The sequence below is a fragment of the Belliella alkalica genome (assembly GCF_022549785.1).
Classification (GTDB): domain Bacteria; phylum Bacteroidota; class Bacteroidia; order Cytophagales; family Cyclobacteriaceae; genus Belliella; species Belliella alkalica.
In genome coordinates this window covers 147,380-165,685 of sequence record NZ_JAKZGO010000006.1, presented here as the reverse complement: position 1 = coordinate 165,685, position 18,306 = coordinate 147,380, and the positions used below count along the sequence as shown (strand labels likewise).

Sequence of the window (18,306 nt, the reverse complement as noted above, 5' to 3'; positions counted from 1 at the left end):
ATTAATACACCTATGGGAGAATCAATATACATTATCATTGCAGGTCTGATAGGACTTGGGATTGGCGCCTTGGTTGTAGGCTTTTTTCTAAAAGGCAACAACAAAAAAATAGAAGAGGATGCAAAAGAGAAAGCCAAAATCATTCTGCGTGAAGCGGAAATGAATGCAGAGTCTTTGAAAAAGGACAGAATTCTCGAAGCCAAAGAAAAATACCTCAAGCTAAAATCTGAGTTTGAAGAAGAGGCTAATAAGAAGAAGGCCATCATCATCACCAACGAAAACAAGCTCAAACAAAAAGAGCAGGTGCTTTCCAAAGAGCTGGAACAAGTTAAGCGCAAAGAAGCTGAACTCGAAAGCAAGAAGGAAAACCTAAATGCCCAAATGCATTCGGTTCAGGTGAAAAAAGATGAACTAGACCGAGTGACTAGCCAACGAATCGCTGATTTGGAGAAAATTGCCAACTTGACCAAAGAAGAAGCAAGAGAGCAGCTTGTAGAAATGCTCAAGGACGAAGCCAACACCAAAGCTTCATCACATATCAAGGATATCCTTGACCAAGCAAAACTTTCTGCAACCAAGCAAGCCAAGAAGATTGTATTGGATACGATACAAAGAACGGCTACTGAGCATGCAATCGAAAACTGCGTGTCAGTATTCAATATCGAAAGTGATGATATCAAAGGAAAGATCATCGGTAGGGAAGGTAGAAATATCCGTGCCCTCGAAGCAGCTACAGGAGTAGAGATTGTAGTAGATGATACACCAGAAGCAATCATCATATCTGGATTTGATCCAGTAAGAAGGGAAGTAGCGAGACTTTCGCTTCACAGATTGGTACAGGATGGAAGAATCCACCCTGCGAGAATCGAAGAAGTAGTTGCCAAGACAGAAAAAAATATCGAAGAAGAGATTGTAGAGATTGGTGAAAGAACTTGTATTGAGTTAGGGATTCATGGCCTTCATCCGGAGTTGATCAGGATGGTAGGAAGGATGAGATTCCGTTCATCTTACGGACAGAATTTGCTTCAACATTCAAAAGAAGTAGCCAAGCTATGTGCGACCATGGCAGCAGAGATGGGATTGAACGCCAAAATGGCGAAAAGAGCAGGTTTGCTACATGATATCGGAAAAGTCTACCCAGAGGAAGCAGAGCTTCCACATGCGATCTTGGGTATGGAGTTGGCGAAGAAATACAAGGAGCATCCAGAAGTATGTAATGCTATAGGAGCTCACCATGATGAAATCGAAATGACGTCTATGATTTCACCGATCGTACAGGCTTCAGATGCGATTTCTGGTTCTAGACCAGGTGCAAGAAGGGAAATCATGGATAGCTATATCAAGAGATTGAAAGATCTTGAAGATTTGGCATTGAGCTTTGATGGAGTAAACAAATGCTTTGCGATGCAAGCAGGTCGAGAATTACGCGTATTGGTAGATGCTGACAATGTGAGTGACCAAACGGCAAGTCAATTGTCTTTTGATATTTCCCAAAAAATCGAAAAAGAGATGCAGTATCCAGGACAGATCAAAATCACCGTAATCAGGGAAATGAGATCTGTGAGTTATGCTAAATAGTCAACGGTCGACTGTCAATAGTCAACTGTAATAAAATTAATCTACGGCCTGTGTATTCACAGGCCGTTTTTTTGTCACATGGTCAGTGTCCTCACAGACCATTTTCTAATAATTTTTTTCCAACCCTTCAACCGTGCTCTGTGTCTTCACAGAGCACACTTTGTGTCTTCTCAGAACACACACACACACACACACACTTTCTCCCGACGTCTAAGAGATATGGAAAACAATCCACCATGTGTTCTGTATCTCAAAAATCACTTTTGTTATGATTAGTACTTTAAAAGCATTTTCCATCAGCCTTTTTTATAAATTTTGGTTTATTGCTGGCGATTGTGTTTTATATAATTGAAAATCAATATTTTAAAGTATAAATTGAGTGTTTTCTAAATGAAAAGTGTAATGTTTTTTAAAAATATCTACCTTTGCACCTTCAAAAATAGAAGAGTTGCTTTTTCAATATGAAATAGGACAAAAATTTTATTTTAACTATTAATTTGTTTTAACTATCAATTTATTCGCTATGAAAGCAAGATTACTATCATTAAAGGTTTGTCTAACCTTTGGCCTAATTATGGGTTTGTTTCTCAGTGCATGTACGGAAAATGATTTCCAAGAGAATGGGAAAGTGAAAAAGTCATTGAATGCCTCGATCAAAGAGGAGAATATGACAAAGTTTGCCAGTATTTTATCGAAAGCAGTGTATGAGAGAAAAGAAGTTCGTGAATTTCTTAAGCAAGAGTCTCTCAAGCAATTCGATAAGAATTATGATGTGTTGTATTACCTAGTGAAAGATGAGACGATTGGAAATGAGACTCTCCGTGATATTCTGATTTCTTATTCTTCTGTGGAGGAGCTTGAAAAAATAGAAAGGAGCATCCCGTTGTTGAACATCTATGTGTCAAGAATCGAATTTTTTGATATACTACCAGAAAATCTGGATACCGATGATACAGAAATCCCGGTTATCGTTTCCAAGAAGTCAGAAAATGCACTTTTCTTCAATGGGGTTGAAGAATTGAGTTTTGAGAAGGGAGAAGTTCCAAACTTTCATGTGTTTGTGGTAAATGAAAACAGCAGGGTGATCATTCCTGAAAATAGCCATAACGCTAGGAGTAGAGGAAGAGTAATTTTTAGATCACCTGCATTTGAAGGTACCAATTCACATTCAAGTGATGAAGAATTAATTGTAGGGATTAATGAAGTTGGGCAGAAAGCAATTAATGCTTTCACTCATTTTAATAAGGATGACGGAAGTATCAGCCAAAAAGGTTTCCAAAGGGACTTTATCTATTATGGAATTACTCCTCAAAATATGACAGGTAGTTTGAATCATTCTGTGAATGAGTATATTCAGTTTTTGGAAATTGATCCCAAAGTATATTATGATATTTCTGGTCAAAGAGATTCACAAATCTATAATAGAGATCCATTTATTGTAAACTCAGGAGTCACTAGAAAATCCAGAAATGGATATACTTCAGCGGAATTAATAGACAGAATGTGGTCTAAAGGATCATATGATTTTAGGTTTGAAGTATATACTTCTTCAGGTGCGCCAATAATTGTTTTTGCTCCGCTCAGACCAGATCAGATATGGGACTTCAATATAGATCATTCTTACAGGCACTCTACATGGTTTAGGAAGAGTAAGCATACTTATAAGATTGACCCTAGTAAGTTTACTTCTAAATTAGTTGTTTTACCCAATCCAGTTAATATAGGTAAATGGGATATAAAAAATGGACCACTGACAAGGTATTTGAAAATATATGAAGACGATGAAGGGGAAGAATTAATGTATAAAGAAACTTTTGAAATGTCTTTTGCCCATGAGACTAATTTTGTTGGGAATAAAAAAATAAGTCTTGGACTCAAAGAAGAAGTTAATTCAACGATTGGTGTAGCTGGAAATATCGAGTCTCCAACAACTATTACTAAGCCTATTGAAATTAACGTTTTAAGAAGTGTAGAGTCAGATTATTTAGGATCAATTAAGATGTATTTTTATGATCCAGTTTTGCAAGAGGTTTCGACTAATACAAATTCTGTAATTGTACATAAATATGATACAGGAAGTGTGAAAGTTGGTTTAGTAGTGAAATAATACTCTTTCTTTAATTTATTAGAAAAAAATAAAGAAATTAGATATTTATTTCTTAATCCCTTGAAAAATCAAAAAAGCGCCTAAAATCATTTTGGGGGCTTTTTCATTATTGATCTACAAATAACCAATAACTTGTATTGCAAGTTTAGATTCCAATACCATGGTCAGTGTCCCCACAGACCATTCTCTTTTTTTTAACAACATGTTCTGTGTCCTCACAGAACACTTTTGTCGATAAAAAGATGTATAATGTAAATGGCTTTTGGAGACACAGCCAAGGTTTAAAATCAAATAACATCTTTTTTAGTCAGTTTACTTTTTCTATTTTAGTAAAAATTACTAATCCACCTAACAGCTCCTTTTAATGTTTGTACTTACGCATTTATTCTTCGGTATTGGTGAGTTGTTTTATTCAAGTTACAAGAATTTCAAAGTAAGGATTGCCAAGCAAAAGCTCTCTCCTCAAGATATAAATATTTTGTCCAATCTGTTTCCTTATTATGCAGGACTTTCAGATATCCACAAGAAGGAATTTGTCGAAAAAGTAGAATGGTTTATTGCGGAGAAAGAGTTTCTGCCAAGGGGCGAATTGAAAGCTGTAACGCAAGAGATGAAGCTGTTGATTTCTGCGACTGCCGTGAAAGTGACTTTTGGGTTTCAGGGAATGACTCTAAAACACTTTAGACGAATCTTGATTTATCAGGATTCTTATTATTCGACGATCAACAAGCAATACCATCAGGGGGAAGTGAATCCAAAATTGGGAGTTATTGTATTGTCATGGGAGAACTTTGTAAGGGGCTTTATCAAAAATGATGATGGGGTAAATCTCGGAATTCATGAAATAGCCCATGCTATGAAACTTGAAAACCAAATCCATTACAATAGGGAAAGCAACTTTTTCAATCCAATACTTTGGGGAAAATATTCAGAATTGGCAAAATCAGAAATTCAAAAAATAAGGAGTCAAGAGTCTTCCTTGTTTCGGTCATCGGCAGGAGTCAATGAACACGAGTTTTTTGCAGTTGCCTTGGAAGCTTTTTTTGAGAAATCATCGAAGTTCAAAAGTTATAATGAAAGACTCTATCAATCATTGGTGTACTTGCTAAGACAGGACCCTTTAGTGCTCACTAAGAATAGTCAGGGAGCAAATTCTTGAATGGTACCAACAACCAAATTGTAAAATTTAATTATAGTATTTAAAATGGCTGGAGAGGACACAAGCCATGGAGGTCACATGGGAAAATAATGCCTGGTGAGGATACAAGCCATGGGTTCGATGTTTATTTCAAATTTTTCACAAAGTATTCTTCCACTTTACCCCAAAGTCCGCAATATATTATTGTAGTAGGTTGGTTTGTAGAGAGTAAAAACCTTCCAGGTTTCAGATACTTTCAACTTACAAATAGTTGATTATCAATAAAACCTGAAAGGTTTTTGGATTTGCCTGCCTAATAGATAATATTAACCTTACTTCCTCTCCACTTCCCTTAAATTCTCTAATTTCTTATTTCTCAGGAATCCATTGATATCCTCGAAGTGTTCTTTTACACGCTTGTTGCCAAATTCGAAAACTTTAGTCACCAATCCATCCAAGAAATCCCTGTCGTGGGAAACAACTATCAAAGTTCCATCAAAAGCTTTTAGCGCATCCTTGATGATGTCTTTGGTTTTCATATCCAAATGATTGGTAGGTTCATCGAGAATCAAGAGATTGACAGGTTCTAACAAAAGTTTGATCATTGCCAATCTGGTTTTTTCTCCTCCGGAAAGCACTTTTACCTTTTTGTTGATATCATCGCCTTTGAACATAAATGCTCCCAAGAGATCCTTTATTTTCCCCCTGATTTCTCCTACTGCGATTTGGTCGATCGTATCGAAAATCGTCAGGCTTTCATCCAATAGAGAAGCTTGATTTTGGGCAAAGTAACCGATCATGGCATTGTGGCCCAATTCACATTTTCCTTCAAAGTCTATTTCTCCCATGATCGCTTTGATCATAGTAGATTTTCCTTCCCCATTTTTCCCTACGAAAGAAACTTTCTGACCTTGTTCGATGGTCATACTTGCATCTTTGAAGACTACATGATCGCCATAGGATTTAGTGAGCTCTTCTACGATGACTGGGTATTTTCCAGACCTTGGGGATGGAGGGAAGCGCAATTTCAAAGCAGATGAGTCAACTTCATCCACTTCTACTATATCCAACTTCTCCAACATCTTCACACGAGACTGCACTTGCAAAGTCTTGGAGTAAGTGCCCTTAAATCTTTCTATGAATTGAGTTGTCTCAGCAATAAATTTCTGTTGCTCGTCGAATTGCTTCTGCTGCTGTTCTCTTCGCTCCTTTCTCAGTTCGAGATAATGGGAATACTTGGCTTTGTAGTCATAGATTCTTCCCATAGTCACCTCAATGGTTCTGTTGGTGATATTGTCCACAAATGCCCTATCGTGAGAAATTACCACCACTGCTTTTGCTTTTTCCGTCAGAAAATCCTCTAGCCACTGAATGGACTCGATATCCAAATGGTTGGTAGGTTCATCCAAAAGTATCAAGTCTGGTTTCTGCAAAAGGATCTTAGCAAGTTCAATTCTCATTCTCCATCCGCCGGAGAATTCCTTGGTTGATCTTGTGAAATCAGCCCTTTCAAATCCTAATCCCAAAAGTACTTTCTCTACTTCAGCTTCATAATTGACTTCTTCTATAGCATAAAACTTTTCACTCAATTCAGAGACTTGTTCGATGATCTTGTAATATTCTTCCGAATCGTAATCAGTCCTAACGGTGAGTTCCTCATTCAGTCTATCAATTTCTGTCTTCATATCCAGGTATGAGGCAAAAGCTTTGGAGGTTTCTTCCATCACAGTGCAATCATCAGAAGTGAGCAAATGCTGGGGAAGGTAGGCAATCACTGCATCTTTTGGGGCAGAAACGCCACCTTTAGTAGGTTTGGTTGCTCCAGCTATGATCTTGAGCATGGTGGATTTGCCAGCTCCATTTTTACCCATCAGGGCTATTTTGTCATTCTCGTTGATGGAGAAAGAAACATCGCTAAACAATGCTGATCCGCCATGTAATACCGCTATATTATCTACTGAAATCATGAAATTCGAATTTGAAGATGCAAATGTAAGGAATTGATGATTTAAAAATTGAAAGATTTTAAGATTAGTTGGCTCCATAAGTTTTGCTTATCTTAAAAAATTTGGAGAGTTCTTTCATTTTATGTTTAAAAATAGAAAAACAATGCTTCGGAACGGTCTTTGCACTGTACTTATCAAACAATTAATAAAACATTATGGATAACAGAGAAAAATTAGAGAAAATGGACAGGGCGTTGAGGATGATGGAAGATCTGAAAAACAGCCAAGTAGCCATGATTGAAAAATCTTCTAAGCTTCAAATGGATGCCATGGAATTCAACTTTTCTGAAATGGAAAAAAACATGGGTGATCTTTTTAGCAGATACAATGACTCCTTGGATTTGATAAATACTGAGGTAGAACGTTTCGAAATCAAAAGAAATCAGTTTGAGCAGAAACATGGATTAGATAAAATTGAAGAGTAGTTTTCGATATCAATATAAAAATAAGCCCTGATTCTAATAAAATCGGGCTTATTTTTTTAATTATTAATTTTTCAGATTGTATTTTTCATTCTTTTTCTTGCCAGTAGCCAAGTATAATGTTGGTTTTTAAATCAAATTGTGTACTGATAAATAGTGAATTATTATGATTGTCATAGATAACAATAGTAGCCATTTAAATTAATGTATGAAGTACATTTCAATCAGCTGAGGTCTGTTGATGATTATAAGCATTATGACAAGTGAAAGATTTACATCTTTGGGTCATGGCTGATATTCATATCAGATTTTATTGATTTTTTCAAAATAAAGTAGCCTAGTGTTCCTGAGATAAATGAAGCCAGCAGAACCCCCATTTTTGCTTGTTCAAGATACATCGGGTTAGAAAATGCAAGTGAGTTGATGAATAATGACATTGTGAAACCAATTGCTGCCAAGAATGATATTCCCAAAAGCATTGAATTGTTGAGACCATTTGGCATACTGAACCAGCCAAGTTTAATTCCTAAGGTTGATAACCCATAAATCCCTAGAATTTTACCCAATACCAATCCTACTCCAACACCTAAAGCAATAGGACTACTTATCATTTCAATCCAATTATTGTCGATTATTACCCCAGCGTTGGCAAGTGCAAAAATTGGCATTACTAAGTAAGCTACCAGTCCATGCATGCTTCTTTCTAATCTTTGCATTGGGGAAATGGAAGCCTTTGAGATTCTTTTTATTTCTCCGATGATGTTCTCCTCTTCGCTAGAAAGGAGATATTCATCATTTTTTGACATTTTTGCTTTTTTAAATTTCTCAGTTAGTGAGTTAATAGATTCTATATATTTTGCTTTGTTGATCCGTCTGTCAGCTGGAATTACAAAAGCAACAAGAACAGCAGCTATAGTAGCATGTACGCCAGATAGTAAAGTGGCTAACCAAACTCCTCCAATTCCTAAAATAGAAAAAATCAAAACCCTTCTTACACCCAGCTTACTAAGTAGAAACATAAAGCTCAATATTAGTCCCGCAATAAATAGGTTTTGGGTTGAAATTTCAGAAGTGTAAAATATAGCGACAATCAATACAGCCCCCAAGTCGTCAATAATAGCTAAAGCAGTTAGAAAGACTTTTAGTTGAATAGGTACTTTGGGTCCAAGCAAGTAAAGTACTCCAAGAGCAAAAGCTATATCAGTAGCCATAGGAATTCCCCATCCTCTCAAAGCCTCAGCCGAACCGCCAATATTGAAAATGATATAAATCAAGGCGGGTAGAAGCATTCCACCAATAGCACCTACGATTGGCATGAGTACATTTTTTGGTACGGAGAGTTCGCCAGCTAGGATTTCTCTTTTTAGTTCCAAACCTACGACAAAGAAGAATATAGACATCAATCCATCGTTGATCCATAGTAAGAGAGGCTTTTCTAAAGAGAATCCACTTATAGTAAACCCTATTTTTTGGTTCAAAAACCATTGTATATGTACATTTGCTGGCGAGTTGGCAAGTAGCAATGCCAATCCGGCTGAAAAAAAGAGTAAAAATGAACCAAATGTACTTTTTCTTATAAACTGCACAAAAGGACTTAGTTTATCGAATTTTAAGTTTTCAATAGTCATCTTATATTTTTTTAGATATGAAACAATGAGATAATCATTTGAAAAAAACTATACGGTACTAAACACTAAAAAGGTTGGCCTGAATGGAGTGGTATATTGATAATTCAGCTATGATTTTGATACCATTCAAATTTTAGTAGATAAAAAATTTTGTTTCTAGCAATACCCAAGAATAACCTAAATAATTGCTTTAAATGGTAAAAAATGAAGAAAACAGAACAGTTTACAGCAAAAAAAAATCGCTCTGAGGATATTCAGAGCGATTTGATTATAGACTATAAAAATAATCTATTAATTGTTTTTATGGAAATCATAATTAAGCTTCTACACCAAGAGCCTTAGCCATTACGGCACCAATCTCAGCTGGTGATTCAGCTACATGTATTCCATTTTCTCTCATAATTCTCATTTTTGCTTCAGCGGTATCATCAGCACCACCTACGATCGCGCCAGCATGTCCCATTCTTCTACCAGGAGGCGCAGTTTGTCCAGCGATAAAACCTACCACAGGCTTTTTGTTGCCAGTTTCTCTGATCCATCTTGCAGCATCAGCTTCATAATTCCCTCCGATTTCACCAATCATTACAATAGCATCAGTCTCAGGGTCTTCCATTAATAGTTGAACAGCATCTTTAGTAGATGTTCCAATTATAGGGTCACCACCGATACCGATAGCTGTAGATACACCTAGTCCAGCTTTTGCTACTTGATCAGCAGCTTCATAAGTCAAAGTGCCAGATTTGGAAACAATACCGATTCTACCTTTTTTGAACACAAAACCAGGCATGATACCTACTTTGGCTTCTCCTGGAGTGATTACACCAGGACAGTTAGGGCCAATCAGGGTTGCTCCTCTTTCTTTAATATATGGTTTTGCTTTCATCATATCAGCCACTGGAATTCCTTCGGTGATTGCAATGATTACTTTGATGCCGGCATCAGCAGCTTCCATGATCGCATCAGCAGCAAATGCCGGTGGTACGAAAATGATTGAAGTGTCTGCACCAGTCTTAGCTACAGCATCTTCAACGGAATTGAAAACAGGCTTCTCTAAGTGTGTAGAACCGCCTTTCCCTGGAGTTACTCCTCCAACGACGTTGGTTCCATACTCTATCATTTGCTGTGCATGGAAAGATCCTTCAGATCCCGTAAACCCTTGCACAATCACTTTTGAATTTTTATTGACTAATACACTCATGTTGCGATTTTTAAAGTTTGTCACAAAAATAAAGGAATATGCCCTTACATAAAAAGAATTTGGAAACAATATCAATTTAATTTACACTGTGGTTAACTTTTTATAATTTAGAGGGTGCTTTAAGGCTATTATGAGAAAAATCATCTTATTTATTACTTGCTTTCTTACTTACGGTTTTGTCTTATCACAATCATTTCAGTTTAATAGACAGATCAAAGGTGTTGAATTACCCACTGATAATGTAAGTGGTGTTATTCAAGACGATAAAGGTTTGATGTGGTTCAATACCAATGATGGTGTTTTTTACTCTGATGGGATATTTACTTATACTATTCCTGACGAGATTTCCAGTCAGTTGACAAATAAGGTGAAATTGTTTAAAGATGAAGATGGGTATGTCTGGGTAGCAAATCAGATTAAGGATGCTAAAGCTTTTTATTTTAAAGACGGATTATGGCAGGAAAAGGTCTTGCCTGAAGCTTTGAGTGAAAAAGAAGGTTTAACATACCTTGAGTTTGCTGTGACAGGTAAAGGAAAGGATAAAAAAGTTTTTCTTTTTTTTGCAAATGAAGCCTATTACTCTGTAGGTGATTCAAAATCTTGGATTCGTATAGAGCATAATTTTTATAGCGAAGGATGGTTAAGGTCAATTTATGAAAAAGATGGTAAAACGTATCTCTTTTTTGAGTTAGCTACTTTTTTTATGGACGGGGTTACTGTTACTGAGATAGAATATAAGGGACTTGAATTGCCTTCGAAGATCACTCATATTTCCTATTCTGAGGAGCACAATAAGTACTACTATTTAGGGAAAGGTTTTCTTGCGTCAGGTGTGGGATTTTTAGAAGTAGACGAAATCATCCATCAAGGATTTATAAATGATATATATAGTGCAGTTGACTATGCCGATTTGCAAATTTCACAAGGGAAGATCTATTATTTTTTCAATTCCCAGCTGTATAAATATTCACCTGCACTAAATCAAATTCAGGAAATTAGCGCTGCTGATGCAATTAAATCCATAAGTATTTATTCAGCTTTTGTGGATAGGGAAGGGATTATTTGGATCGGGACGCACAGAGGGTTAGTGAATATCAACTCAATCAGGTTTTTGAATTTTGATTCACGTATACTTTTGGATGATGAAGTGACAGCTTTGATTAGATTAAAAGAGAATAAGTATTTGATTGGCTACAATAATGGTTTACAGTTACTTGATGGTAGCAGTTTGCAGACACTCCTGCATGACAAAGTCCATGCAAGTCAACCTAGAAACAGGATTACTAATTTTTCAAGAGATAAAAATGGAATAATTTGGTTTTCATCTAACCTTGCTGGGGTGGGAAGATATGATGAAAAGACAAATTCCTTGGGTTTTGAAGAAAGTCCTGTTGGGAAGTTTGTGACTGCAGTCCGAGCAATTGGCGACAGTTTGATTATCGTAAGTAGAGATAAAATTTATCTTTCAAATATTAATAACAAACTATCAGGTCATTTTTCGAATGATATCACTAATTTAATTCTAGGAAGTTTTAATCAAGATGAAGTCTTTCTAAGAAAAGTAGGTCTGTTGAAAGATGGGCGAATGATATTTATGCAAGGAGGAAATACTTTTTTACAAAATGTTATCCTAGAGACTTCCCAGTTTATAAATGTAATTGGCTTTGATTATTTGGAATTAAATGATGAGATATATTTGGGTACAGAAAATGGGCTGAAAATTTATAAAGATGGTGAAGTCAAAGAACTTGAGCTAAATGGTCAAAAGATAACAAGGCCTGTTTATGCATTACATGTCGATAAAGATCAAAATATTTGGGCAGGGACAGACCAAGGGGTTTACCTCATAGGTAAGTCTGGAATAGTAAAGTATGATGAAAAAAGTGGATTGGTGGGTTCTGAGATCAATCGAGGGGCTTTGATCGATGGTGATAATGGTGAGATATTCATTGGAACGCAACGTGGTTTATCTATTTATTATCCTGATGAAGATGATAGAAAGATTTTGCAGCCGATTACGGAGATTTTGGAATTAAACCTCCTTAATAAAGGAATTCCCTTTCCAAGTTCCAATAAAATCCAATTTGAAAACAACTCAATAGAGGTGAAATATAGGGCTGTTAGTTTTCTACAAAACTCCAATCTGACTGTAAGGTACAAACTTGAAGGATATCATGATTCATGGCAAGAAATTGTAAACCCTAGATCAAATGTTTTGGTATTCAATAATTTGCCTCCGGGTGATTATGTATTCAAAATGGAAGCAAGTTTAAGAGGTATTTATGATGGTGATATCATTTCAAGTCAGCCATTTACGATTCTTAAGCCAATTTATCTTCAAACTTGGTTTGTGATTTTTATCTTACTTCTGTTTTTTGGAATAGGTTTTTTATTAAATGCGTTTATGAATCAGTGGAGAAAGCAAAGTATCTTAAAGCAAACTATAGATGAGAAAACAAAACAAGCGGTAGTATCAGAAAACCAATTTAAAAATGTATGGAATAGCTCTGCTGATGGATTGATGCTTTCTATAGAAGGAGGGAAGATATTGGAAGTGAATCCAAGTTTCGCAAAGTTGGTAGGATTTGATATAGAAGATTTAAGTGGGTCCAATATTAAAGATTTATATTCAGACCCAAATTACTATCATGATCAAAAACAAAAAGTAATAAGTGTTTTGGATAGTAACCTTGGAGAGGGAGCTACTTTTGAAATGGAGATGCCATTGAAAAACGGCTTAAGGTATATCGAGATGTATATAACCCGATTGAACACCGAATTTGATGAAAAACCCATTATGCTTTCAGTTTTCAGGGATGTTACGGATAAAAAAGACTACGAGAAAGGCTTAGAGTCAGCAAAAGTAAAAGCAGAAGAAGCCAACAAATTGAAGTCAAATATCTTGTCAAACATGAGCCATGAAGTCAGAACACCATTGAATGGAATATTGGGAAGTACAGAGAACATCATTGAACAATGGGGGGATGATGCCGAATTGGTTTCTCAGCTTGATATCATTTATGAATCAGGAGAAAGACTATTAAGTACGATCAATAGTATTTTGGATATGGCAAAAATTGAAGCCAATAAATTTGAAGTAGTATATCAGGAGACTAATGTAAATGATTTTGTAGGAAAGGTATTATTGCCACTCAAAACTTTGGCAATTAAAAAAGGGCTTCTATTGTCTACAAAATTTGAAACAAAACCATTTATAGGAATTATTGACCAACGATATTTTGGAATTATTATTAACAATCTAGTTGGAAACGCTATCAAATATACCGATGAAGGTCTAATATCTATAAAAGTCGGAAAAGTCAATTCTAGCTTAGTGTTTGAAGTTTCGGATAATGGAATAGGGATGACAGAAGATTTTATGAAAAAACTATTTAGACCTTTCGAACAAGAAAGTGAGGGTTATGGTAGAAAATATGAAGGTACAGGCCTTGGTTTGACCATAACGAAAAATCTTATAGATATACTTAATGGTGAAATTAAAATTGAAAGTTTGAAAGGAAATGGTACCTATGTAAAAGTCATTTTACCTTTGGGCAACATTTGATTTTAGTAAATGATTTAAACTCGTAATTTGCAGCCATTATTAAAAAACGCCCATGTTTCCATTAAGGATATTAATTACTGAAGATGATCATGTGTCAGCTCTCTTGTTAAAAAAGGCACTTGAGAAAAATAATCATCGAATTATAGGGATTTCAGATTCTGGTGAAAAAGCCTTAGAGATTCTGGAAGAACATCAAGCTGATATTGTCATGATGGATATCAATCTTTCAGGTGAGCTTGATGGGATCAAAACAACTGAGATTATCAATGAAAAATATGATATCCCAGTTGTTTATTTGAGTGCAAGTTCCGATTCTGAAACACTTACCAAAGTGGTAGGAACTAACCCTAGTGCCTATGTCATTAAGCCATTTAATATCCGAGAACTGAATATGGTGATCGAGTTGGCAATTTTCAAAGACAGAAAGGAAAAGGAACTTCAAAAACTCAACAATGAGCTAGAAGAAAAAGTAAAACAGAGAACAGCAGACCTTCACAATGCAAACAAAGAATTGATACGTGCGTTGGAAAAAGAAAGGGAGATTGGCGAATTAAAATCAAGGATCGTACTGAATGTTTCCCATGGATTCAAAACACCATTGACATCAATCCTTAGTTCAGCACAGCTCTTGCAAATCTATGCAGAAAAAGACCATCCATTCAAACAAAAAATAGGTAAACACGCAAAGAAAATAGAAAACTCCGTTAGAAGTTTAAATAACCTTTTGACTTCTGTACTTTTCTTTGGTAAAGCAGATGCAAATAAGATAGATTATAATCCGAAAAAAATGTTTACCGCTGCCTTTATCAATGAAGTAATAGATGTGGTAAAAGCTAGTTCTGAGAACAAAGTGAAAATTAACCTTCAAGTTGGGGAAATACCAAAAACAATTACTTCAGATGTAGAGCTATTATATCAAATTTTTGAAAACCTACTTTCCAATGCAGTCAAATATTCCAAAGATGGTCAGGAAGTGGAGTTTTCAATTTGGGGAGAAAATGGATTGATAAAATCTGAGGTGCGAGATCATGGTATAGGTATTCCAAAAGAGGAACAAGATCAAATGTTTGATAGGTTTTTCAGGGCAAAAAATGTAGGGATCATAGAAGGGTCTGGATTGGGTCTATCAATCGTCAAAAAATGTGTGGATGTACTAAAAGGAGAGATTAATTTCACTAGTGAACCTGGAAAAGGGACATCGTTTTTTGTCTCAATTCCTGTAAATAAATAAGTATGCTATCAGTAAGAAATATTCAATTTCAATATAGCCCAGACTTAAAGTTTCAGATTCCGGACATTTCTATGTCTGCTGGAGATGAGCTTTTGATCTTGGGTAAATCAGGAAGTGGAAAGACCACCATACTAAATATACTTGGCGGACTTCTTAAACCACAATCAGGAGAAATCATCCTAAATGACACAAAAATCAACCTTCTCAAAGGAGCTGAACTCGATAAGTTTAGAGGTAAAAATATAGGGATCGTATTTCAAAAACCACATATTCTAGCACCATTGACAGTTGAAGAAAATCTTAAATTGGCCAATTACTTTGTTGGAAGAAAAGAGGATCAAAATCTGAATTTGCTGAAAGAACTCGGGATATTGGACAAGAGAAAATCAAAGGTTAATACTTTGAGCGAAGGTGAAGCTCAAAGGGTATCTATAGCAAGAGCTTTAGCCAATCATCCGAAACTGATTCTGGCTGATGAGCCTACCGCAAGTCTTGATGACGAGAATGCTCAGGCTGTCATAAAACTACTCCAAGAGCAAGCGAAAAAGTATAGTGCTGCTTTGATCATTGTTACACATGATCAGCGAGTGAAAGATCATATTTCGAACCATTTAATCATGGGAGGTCTATCATGAATATGTTGAAATTAAGCTGGAAATATTTGATTGCAAAGCCATTGAATACAGGCTTGAATATTCTTTTGTTGGCACTTGGGTTATCGATTATCACTGTTCTGATTTTGATCCAAGATCAGTTTGAGAATAAGATGACAAAGGATGCTGAAGGAATAGATTTGGTCGTGGGAGCTAAAGGAAGCCCTCTTCAACTAATTCTTTCTAGTGTTTACCATATTGATTACCCAACAGGGAACATCGATATGAAAGATGCTAAAGCGCTAGAAAAAAACAGACTGGTTAAAAAGATCATTCCATTGGGAATGGGGGATAACTATCAAGGATATAGAATTGTAGGTACTAACCATGACTATTTACAGTTATACAATGCCGGTTTTGATGCAGGAAAAGAATGGATAAAGCCTTTTGAAGTAGTTTTGGGTTTTGAGGTCGCTAAGAAACTGAATTTGAAAGTAGGGGATTCCTTTATTGGTTCTCATGGTATAGGGAGTAGTAGCCATGAGCATGATGAGCATCCATATATTGTCTCAGGCATTTTGTCTCAAAAAGACAACGTTTTGGATAAACTAATTTTGACAAGTATAGAATCCGTATGGTATTCGCATGACGAAGGTCATGACCATGATAAGTTTGAAGCAGATGTAAGCATCTCTGGCTTTCCGGAGACAGATGAGGATAGGGAAGTTACCTCTTTGCTTTTGCAGTACAGAAACCCGATAGCAGCTGTTCAGTTACCTAGGTTTATCAATAGTAAAAGCGCATTACAAGCAGCTTCTCCATCATTTGAGATCTCAAGGTTGTTTGAGCTTCTCGGGGTAGGAGTTAAATTGATTCAAGGTCTGGCAATTGCAATTATTATCATTGCGGGTCTAGGGATATTTATTGCCTTGTTCAATTCCCTGAAAGAAAGAAAATATGACCTTGCAGTGATGAGGACTTTAGGGGCCTCAAGTATTCAATTATTTTTGCACATCGTCTTGGAAGGAATTATATTGACATTGTTGGGAGCTGTTTTGGGGATTGTTATTGGGCACGGTTTCTTGGCTGTGTTGGTAATGCAAAATGAACAAGGTGCCATCAGTGGATTGAGTGCGGCAGTATTCTTGCAAGAAGAATTGTGGATTGTTGCCTTTGCAGTGATTGTAGGTTTTGTTGCTTCATTGATTCCTGCCTGGACTGCATATCAAACAGATATTGCGAAGCAACTTACAAAGTCTTAGATGAAAATAGTATAAATTTGTCAACCCAAAGAGAACAAAAGAGAATGAAATTAAAACAAACATTATTAGTATTGACTTTGCTTTTCAGTACTTCAATAGCTTGGGCGCAGTCTTCGCCCAATGTGTGGAGAGACTTGTCTGAAGTGACATATAAGATTGGAGAAGATGATTTTGGGGAATTGTACATCCCAGTATTCAGTTCCAAGATCAAAGGTATAGAAGGCAAAGTGGTGGAGGCAGATGGATATATCATACCTTTTGAGGGAATGTTTAAGCCTGAGCATATTATTCTATCATCTTTACCTTTAGCAGAATGTTTTTTCTGTGGATCAGGTGGCCCCGAGACTGTAATGGAAGTAATGCTGAAAAGCCCCATAAAATACACCTCAAAAAGAGTGAAGGTAAGAGGTAAATTGACATTGAACGACAAAGATCCAGAGAAATTAATGTACATTCTTGTTGATGCAGTGCTCTTGGATTAATATCAGGTTCATTTGAATTGATTTAAAACATAAAAGGTCAGCGAAATTCTTCGCTGACCTTTTATGTTTTATCTGAATTGTTTCAAGAATATCTGATTCTAGGAAGTTTAACATTGTAGCAACAATCATTTCTAAATCAAACTTGAAGTTTAAACGATGACTATTTTTTCAGATATGACTATCCGTATTTACGCCAATAGCAATTTATAATAACATTTGAAGTTCATTTCAATTAGCTATGGTCGGATGATTGTGGACTGTTAACGAGTTCCGTAGCTTACAAAGCTATTTCTTACCTAATGTGCAATAGTACGAATACTCATATTTCAAGAAGTGTGTTTTACCTCCATATCCACAAAATCAGCCATCAATTTTTTGGTGATTTCTCCTACTTTTCCATCCCCAATCTTTTGCTTGTCAATTACGGTAATAGGTAGGATTTTCTTTGTAGTGCTCGTGATGAATAATTCATCTGCGTCAAGCAATTCTTCAAAAGTAATAGACCTTATATTGCATTCAGGAGCTAATTCTAAAACTCTCTTTCTTGTGATGCCATGCAAAATATGGTTGTTGGGTGTGCTGATGCTTCCATTTTTTACCATGAAAATATTACTTCTTGAACTTTCAGAAACCACACCATTAAAATGATAAATGACATCCTCCGCACCATTTTCCTTCCAAGAAGGGCTCAACCATACTGGAAAGGCATAGTTGGTGGTTTTGATGTCGGCGATCATTCTTACATGTTCTGCACTGAGTAGTTTTACTCCTTTTTCGTATTTTTCTTTTTCCGGAAAAAGTAATTCTTCACAAAAAATAAATAGGTCTCCATCAGCAGGCGAGAAGTGGTTTGCAGAAACCCCACCAGTGAGTAGCATCCTCACACCTCCATTTTGAAGGTCATTTTTTTGTATCAAATCAAGTATGATTTCCCTCAGTTCAGTTTTGGTATATTTCAGTTTGAGGTGTGTTTTTTCAGCGGATCTGATAAATCTATCTAAGTAGTCAGACAAAAATAAAGGGATATAATTTGAAGTTCTAAAAAAATCAAAAATCCCATAACCTCTGATTAACGTAATGTCCATTGGGTGTATTT

13 protein-coding genes are annotated in these 18,306 nt (G+C 36.0%); 9 read left to right on the top strand and 4 right to left on the bottom strand.

Annotated elements, in window-relative coordinates:
- Positions 1-12: 12 nt before the first annotated feature.
- The 3 genes from rny to MM213_RS09325 all read left to right on the top strand — a co-directional run bounded on the left by rny (position 13) and on the right by MM213_RS09325 (position 4,844).
- Complete coding sequence (gene rny / locus MM213_RS09335; RefSeq protein ID WP_241411645.1) at positions 13-1,578, top strand: ribonuclease Y; 1,566 nt, start codon at positions 13-15, stop codon at positions 1,576-1,578.
- Positions 1,579-2,101: 523 nt separating this feature from the next.
- Entirely contained in the window at positions 2,102-3,685 is a 1,584-nt protein-coding gene (locus tag MM213_RS09330; protein ID WP_241411643.1) for a hypothetical protein, read from the top strand.
- Between the two features lie 364 nt (positions 3,686-4,049).
- Positions 4,050-4,844 (top strand): zinc-dependent peptidase, encoded by a 795-nt coding sequence (locus MM213_RS09325; RefSeq protein ID WP_241411642.1) that lies wholly within the window; start codon positions 4,050-4,052, stop codon positions 4,842-4,844.
- Between the two features lie 311 nt (positions 4,845-5,155).
- On the opposite strand, the gene MM213_RS09320 is transcribed toward MM213_RS09325, so the two are convergent.
- Positions 5,156-6,790 carry an ABC-F family ATP-binding cassette domain-containing protein gene (locus tag MM213_RS09320; RefSeq protein ID WP_241411640.1) on the bottom strand — a complete coding sequence of 545 codons (1,635 nt, stop codon included), beginning with the start codon at positions 6,788-6,790 and terminating at the stop codon, positions 5,156-5,158.
- Positions 6,791-6,984: 194 nt separating this feature from the next.
- On the opposite strand from MM213_RS09320, the gene MM213_RS09315 reads away from it, so the two are divergent.
- Entirely contained in the window at positions 6,985-7,254 is a 270-nt protein-coding gene (locus tag MM213_RS09315) for a hypothetical protein (RefSeq protein ID WP_241411638.1), read from the top strand.
- Positions 7,255-7,523: 269 nt separating this feature from the next.
- Here the strand turns inward: MM213_RS09315 and nhaA are convergent, their stop codons facing one another.
- Together nhaA and sucD are read right to left on the bottom strand one after the other, a co-directional pair.
- Positions 7,524-8,879, bottom strand: coding sequence for a Na+/H+ antiporter NhaA (nhaA, locus tag MM213_RS09310; protein WP_241411636.1), 1,356 nt, complete (start codon positions 8,877-8,879; stop codon positions 7,524-7,526).
- Positions 8,880-9,195: 316 nt separating this feature from the next.
- Positions 9,196-10,077 (bottom strand): succinate--CoA ligase subunit alpha, encoded by an 882-nt coding sequence (gene sucD, locus MM213_RS09305; protein ID WP_241411634.1) that lies wholly within the window; start codon positions 10,075-10,077, stop codon positions 9,196-9,198.
- A 130-nt stretch (positions 10,078-10,207) separates the two neighbouring features.
- Here sucD and MM213_RS09300 point away from each other — a divergent pair, with 130 nt between their 5' ends.
- From MM213_RS09300 to MM213_RS09280, 5 genes are read left to right on the top strand one after another with little or no spacing between them, the layout of a single operon-like run.
- Positions 10,208-13,642 (top strand): sensor histidine kinase, encoded by a 3,435-nt coding sequence (locus MM213_RS09300; RefSeq protein WP_241411632.1) that lies wholly within the window; start codon positions 10,208-10,210, stop codon positions 13,640-13,642.
- 52 nt (positions 13,643-13,694) lie between these two features.
- Positions 13,695-14,873, top strand: a complete 1,179-nt coding sequence (locus tag MM213_RS09295; protein WP_241411630.1) for a hybrid sensor histidine kinase/response regulator — start codon at positions 13,695-13,697, stop codon at positions 14,871-14,873.
- Between the two features lie 2 nt (positions 14,874-14,875).
- Positions 14,876-15,508, top strand: coding sequence for an ABC transporter ATP-binding protein (locus tag MM213_RS09290; protein ID WP_241411628.1), 633 nt, complete (start codon positions 14,876-14,878; stop codon positions 15,506-15,508).
- Positions 15,505-16,728: an ABC transporter permease gene (locus tag MM213_RS09285; protein WP_241411626.1), complete on the top strand. Its 1,224-nt coding sequence runs from the start codon at positions 15,505-15,507 to the stop codon at positions 16,726-16,728. Before MM213_RS09290 ends, MM213_RS09285 begins: the two co-directional genes overlap by 4 nt.
- A gap of 44 nt (positions 16,729-16,772) precedes the next feature.
- Positions 16,773-17,210: a hypothetical protein gene (locus MM213_RS09280; protein ID WP_241411624.1), complete on the top strand. Its 438-nt coding sequence runs from the start codon at positions 16,773-16,775 to the stop codon at positions 17,208-17,210.
- Positions 17,211-17,536: 326 nt separating this feature from the next.
- Here the strand turns inward: MM213_RS09280 and MM213_RS09275 are convergent, their stop codons facing one another.
- On the bottom strand, positions 17,537-18,295 hold the full coding sequence (locus MM213_RS09275; protein WP_369413894.1) for an aminotransferase class IV: 759 nt from the start codon (positions 18,293-18,295) through the stop codon (positions 17,537-17,539).
- Positions 18,296-18,306 lie beyond the last annotated feature (11 nt).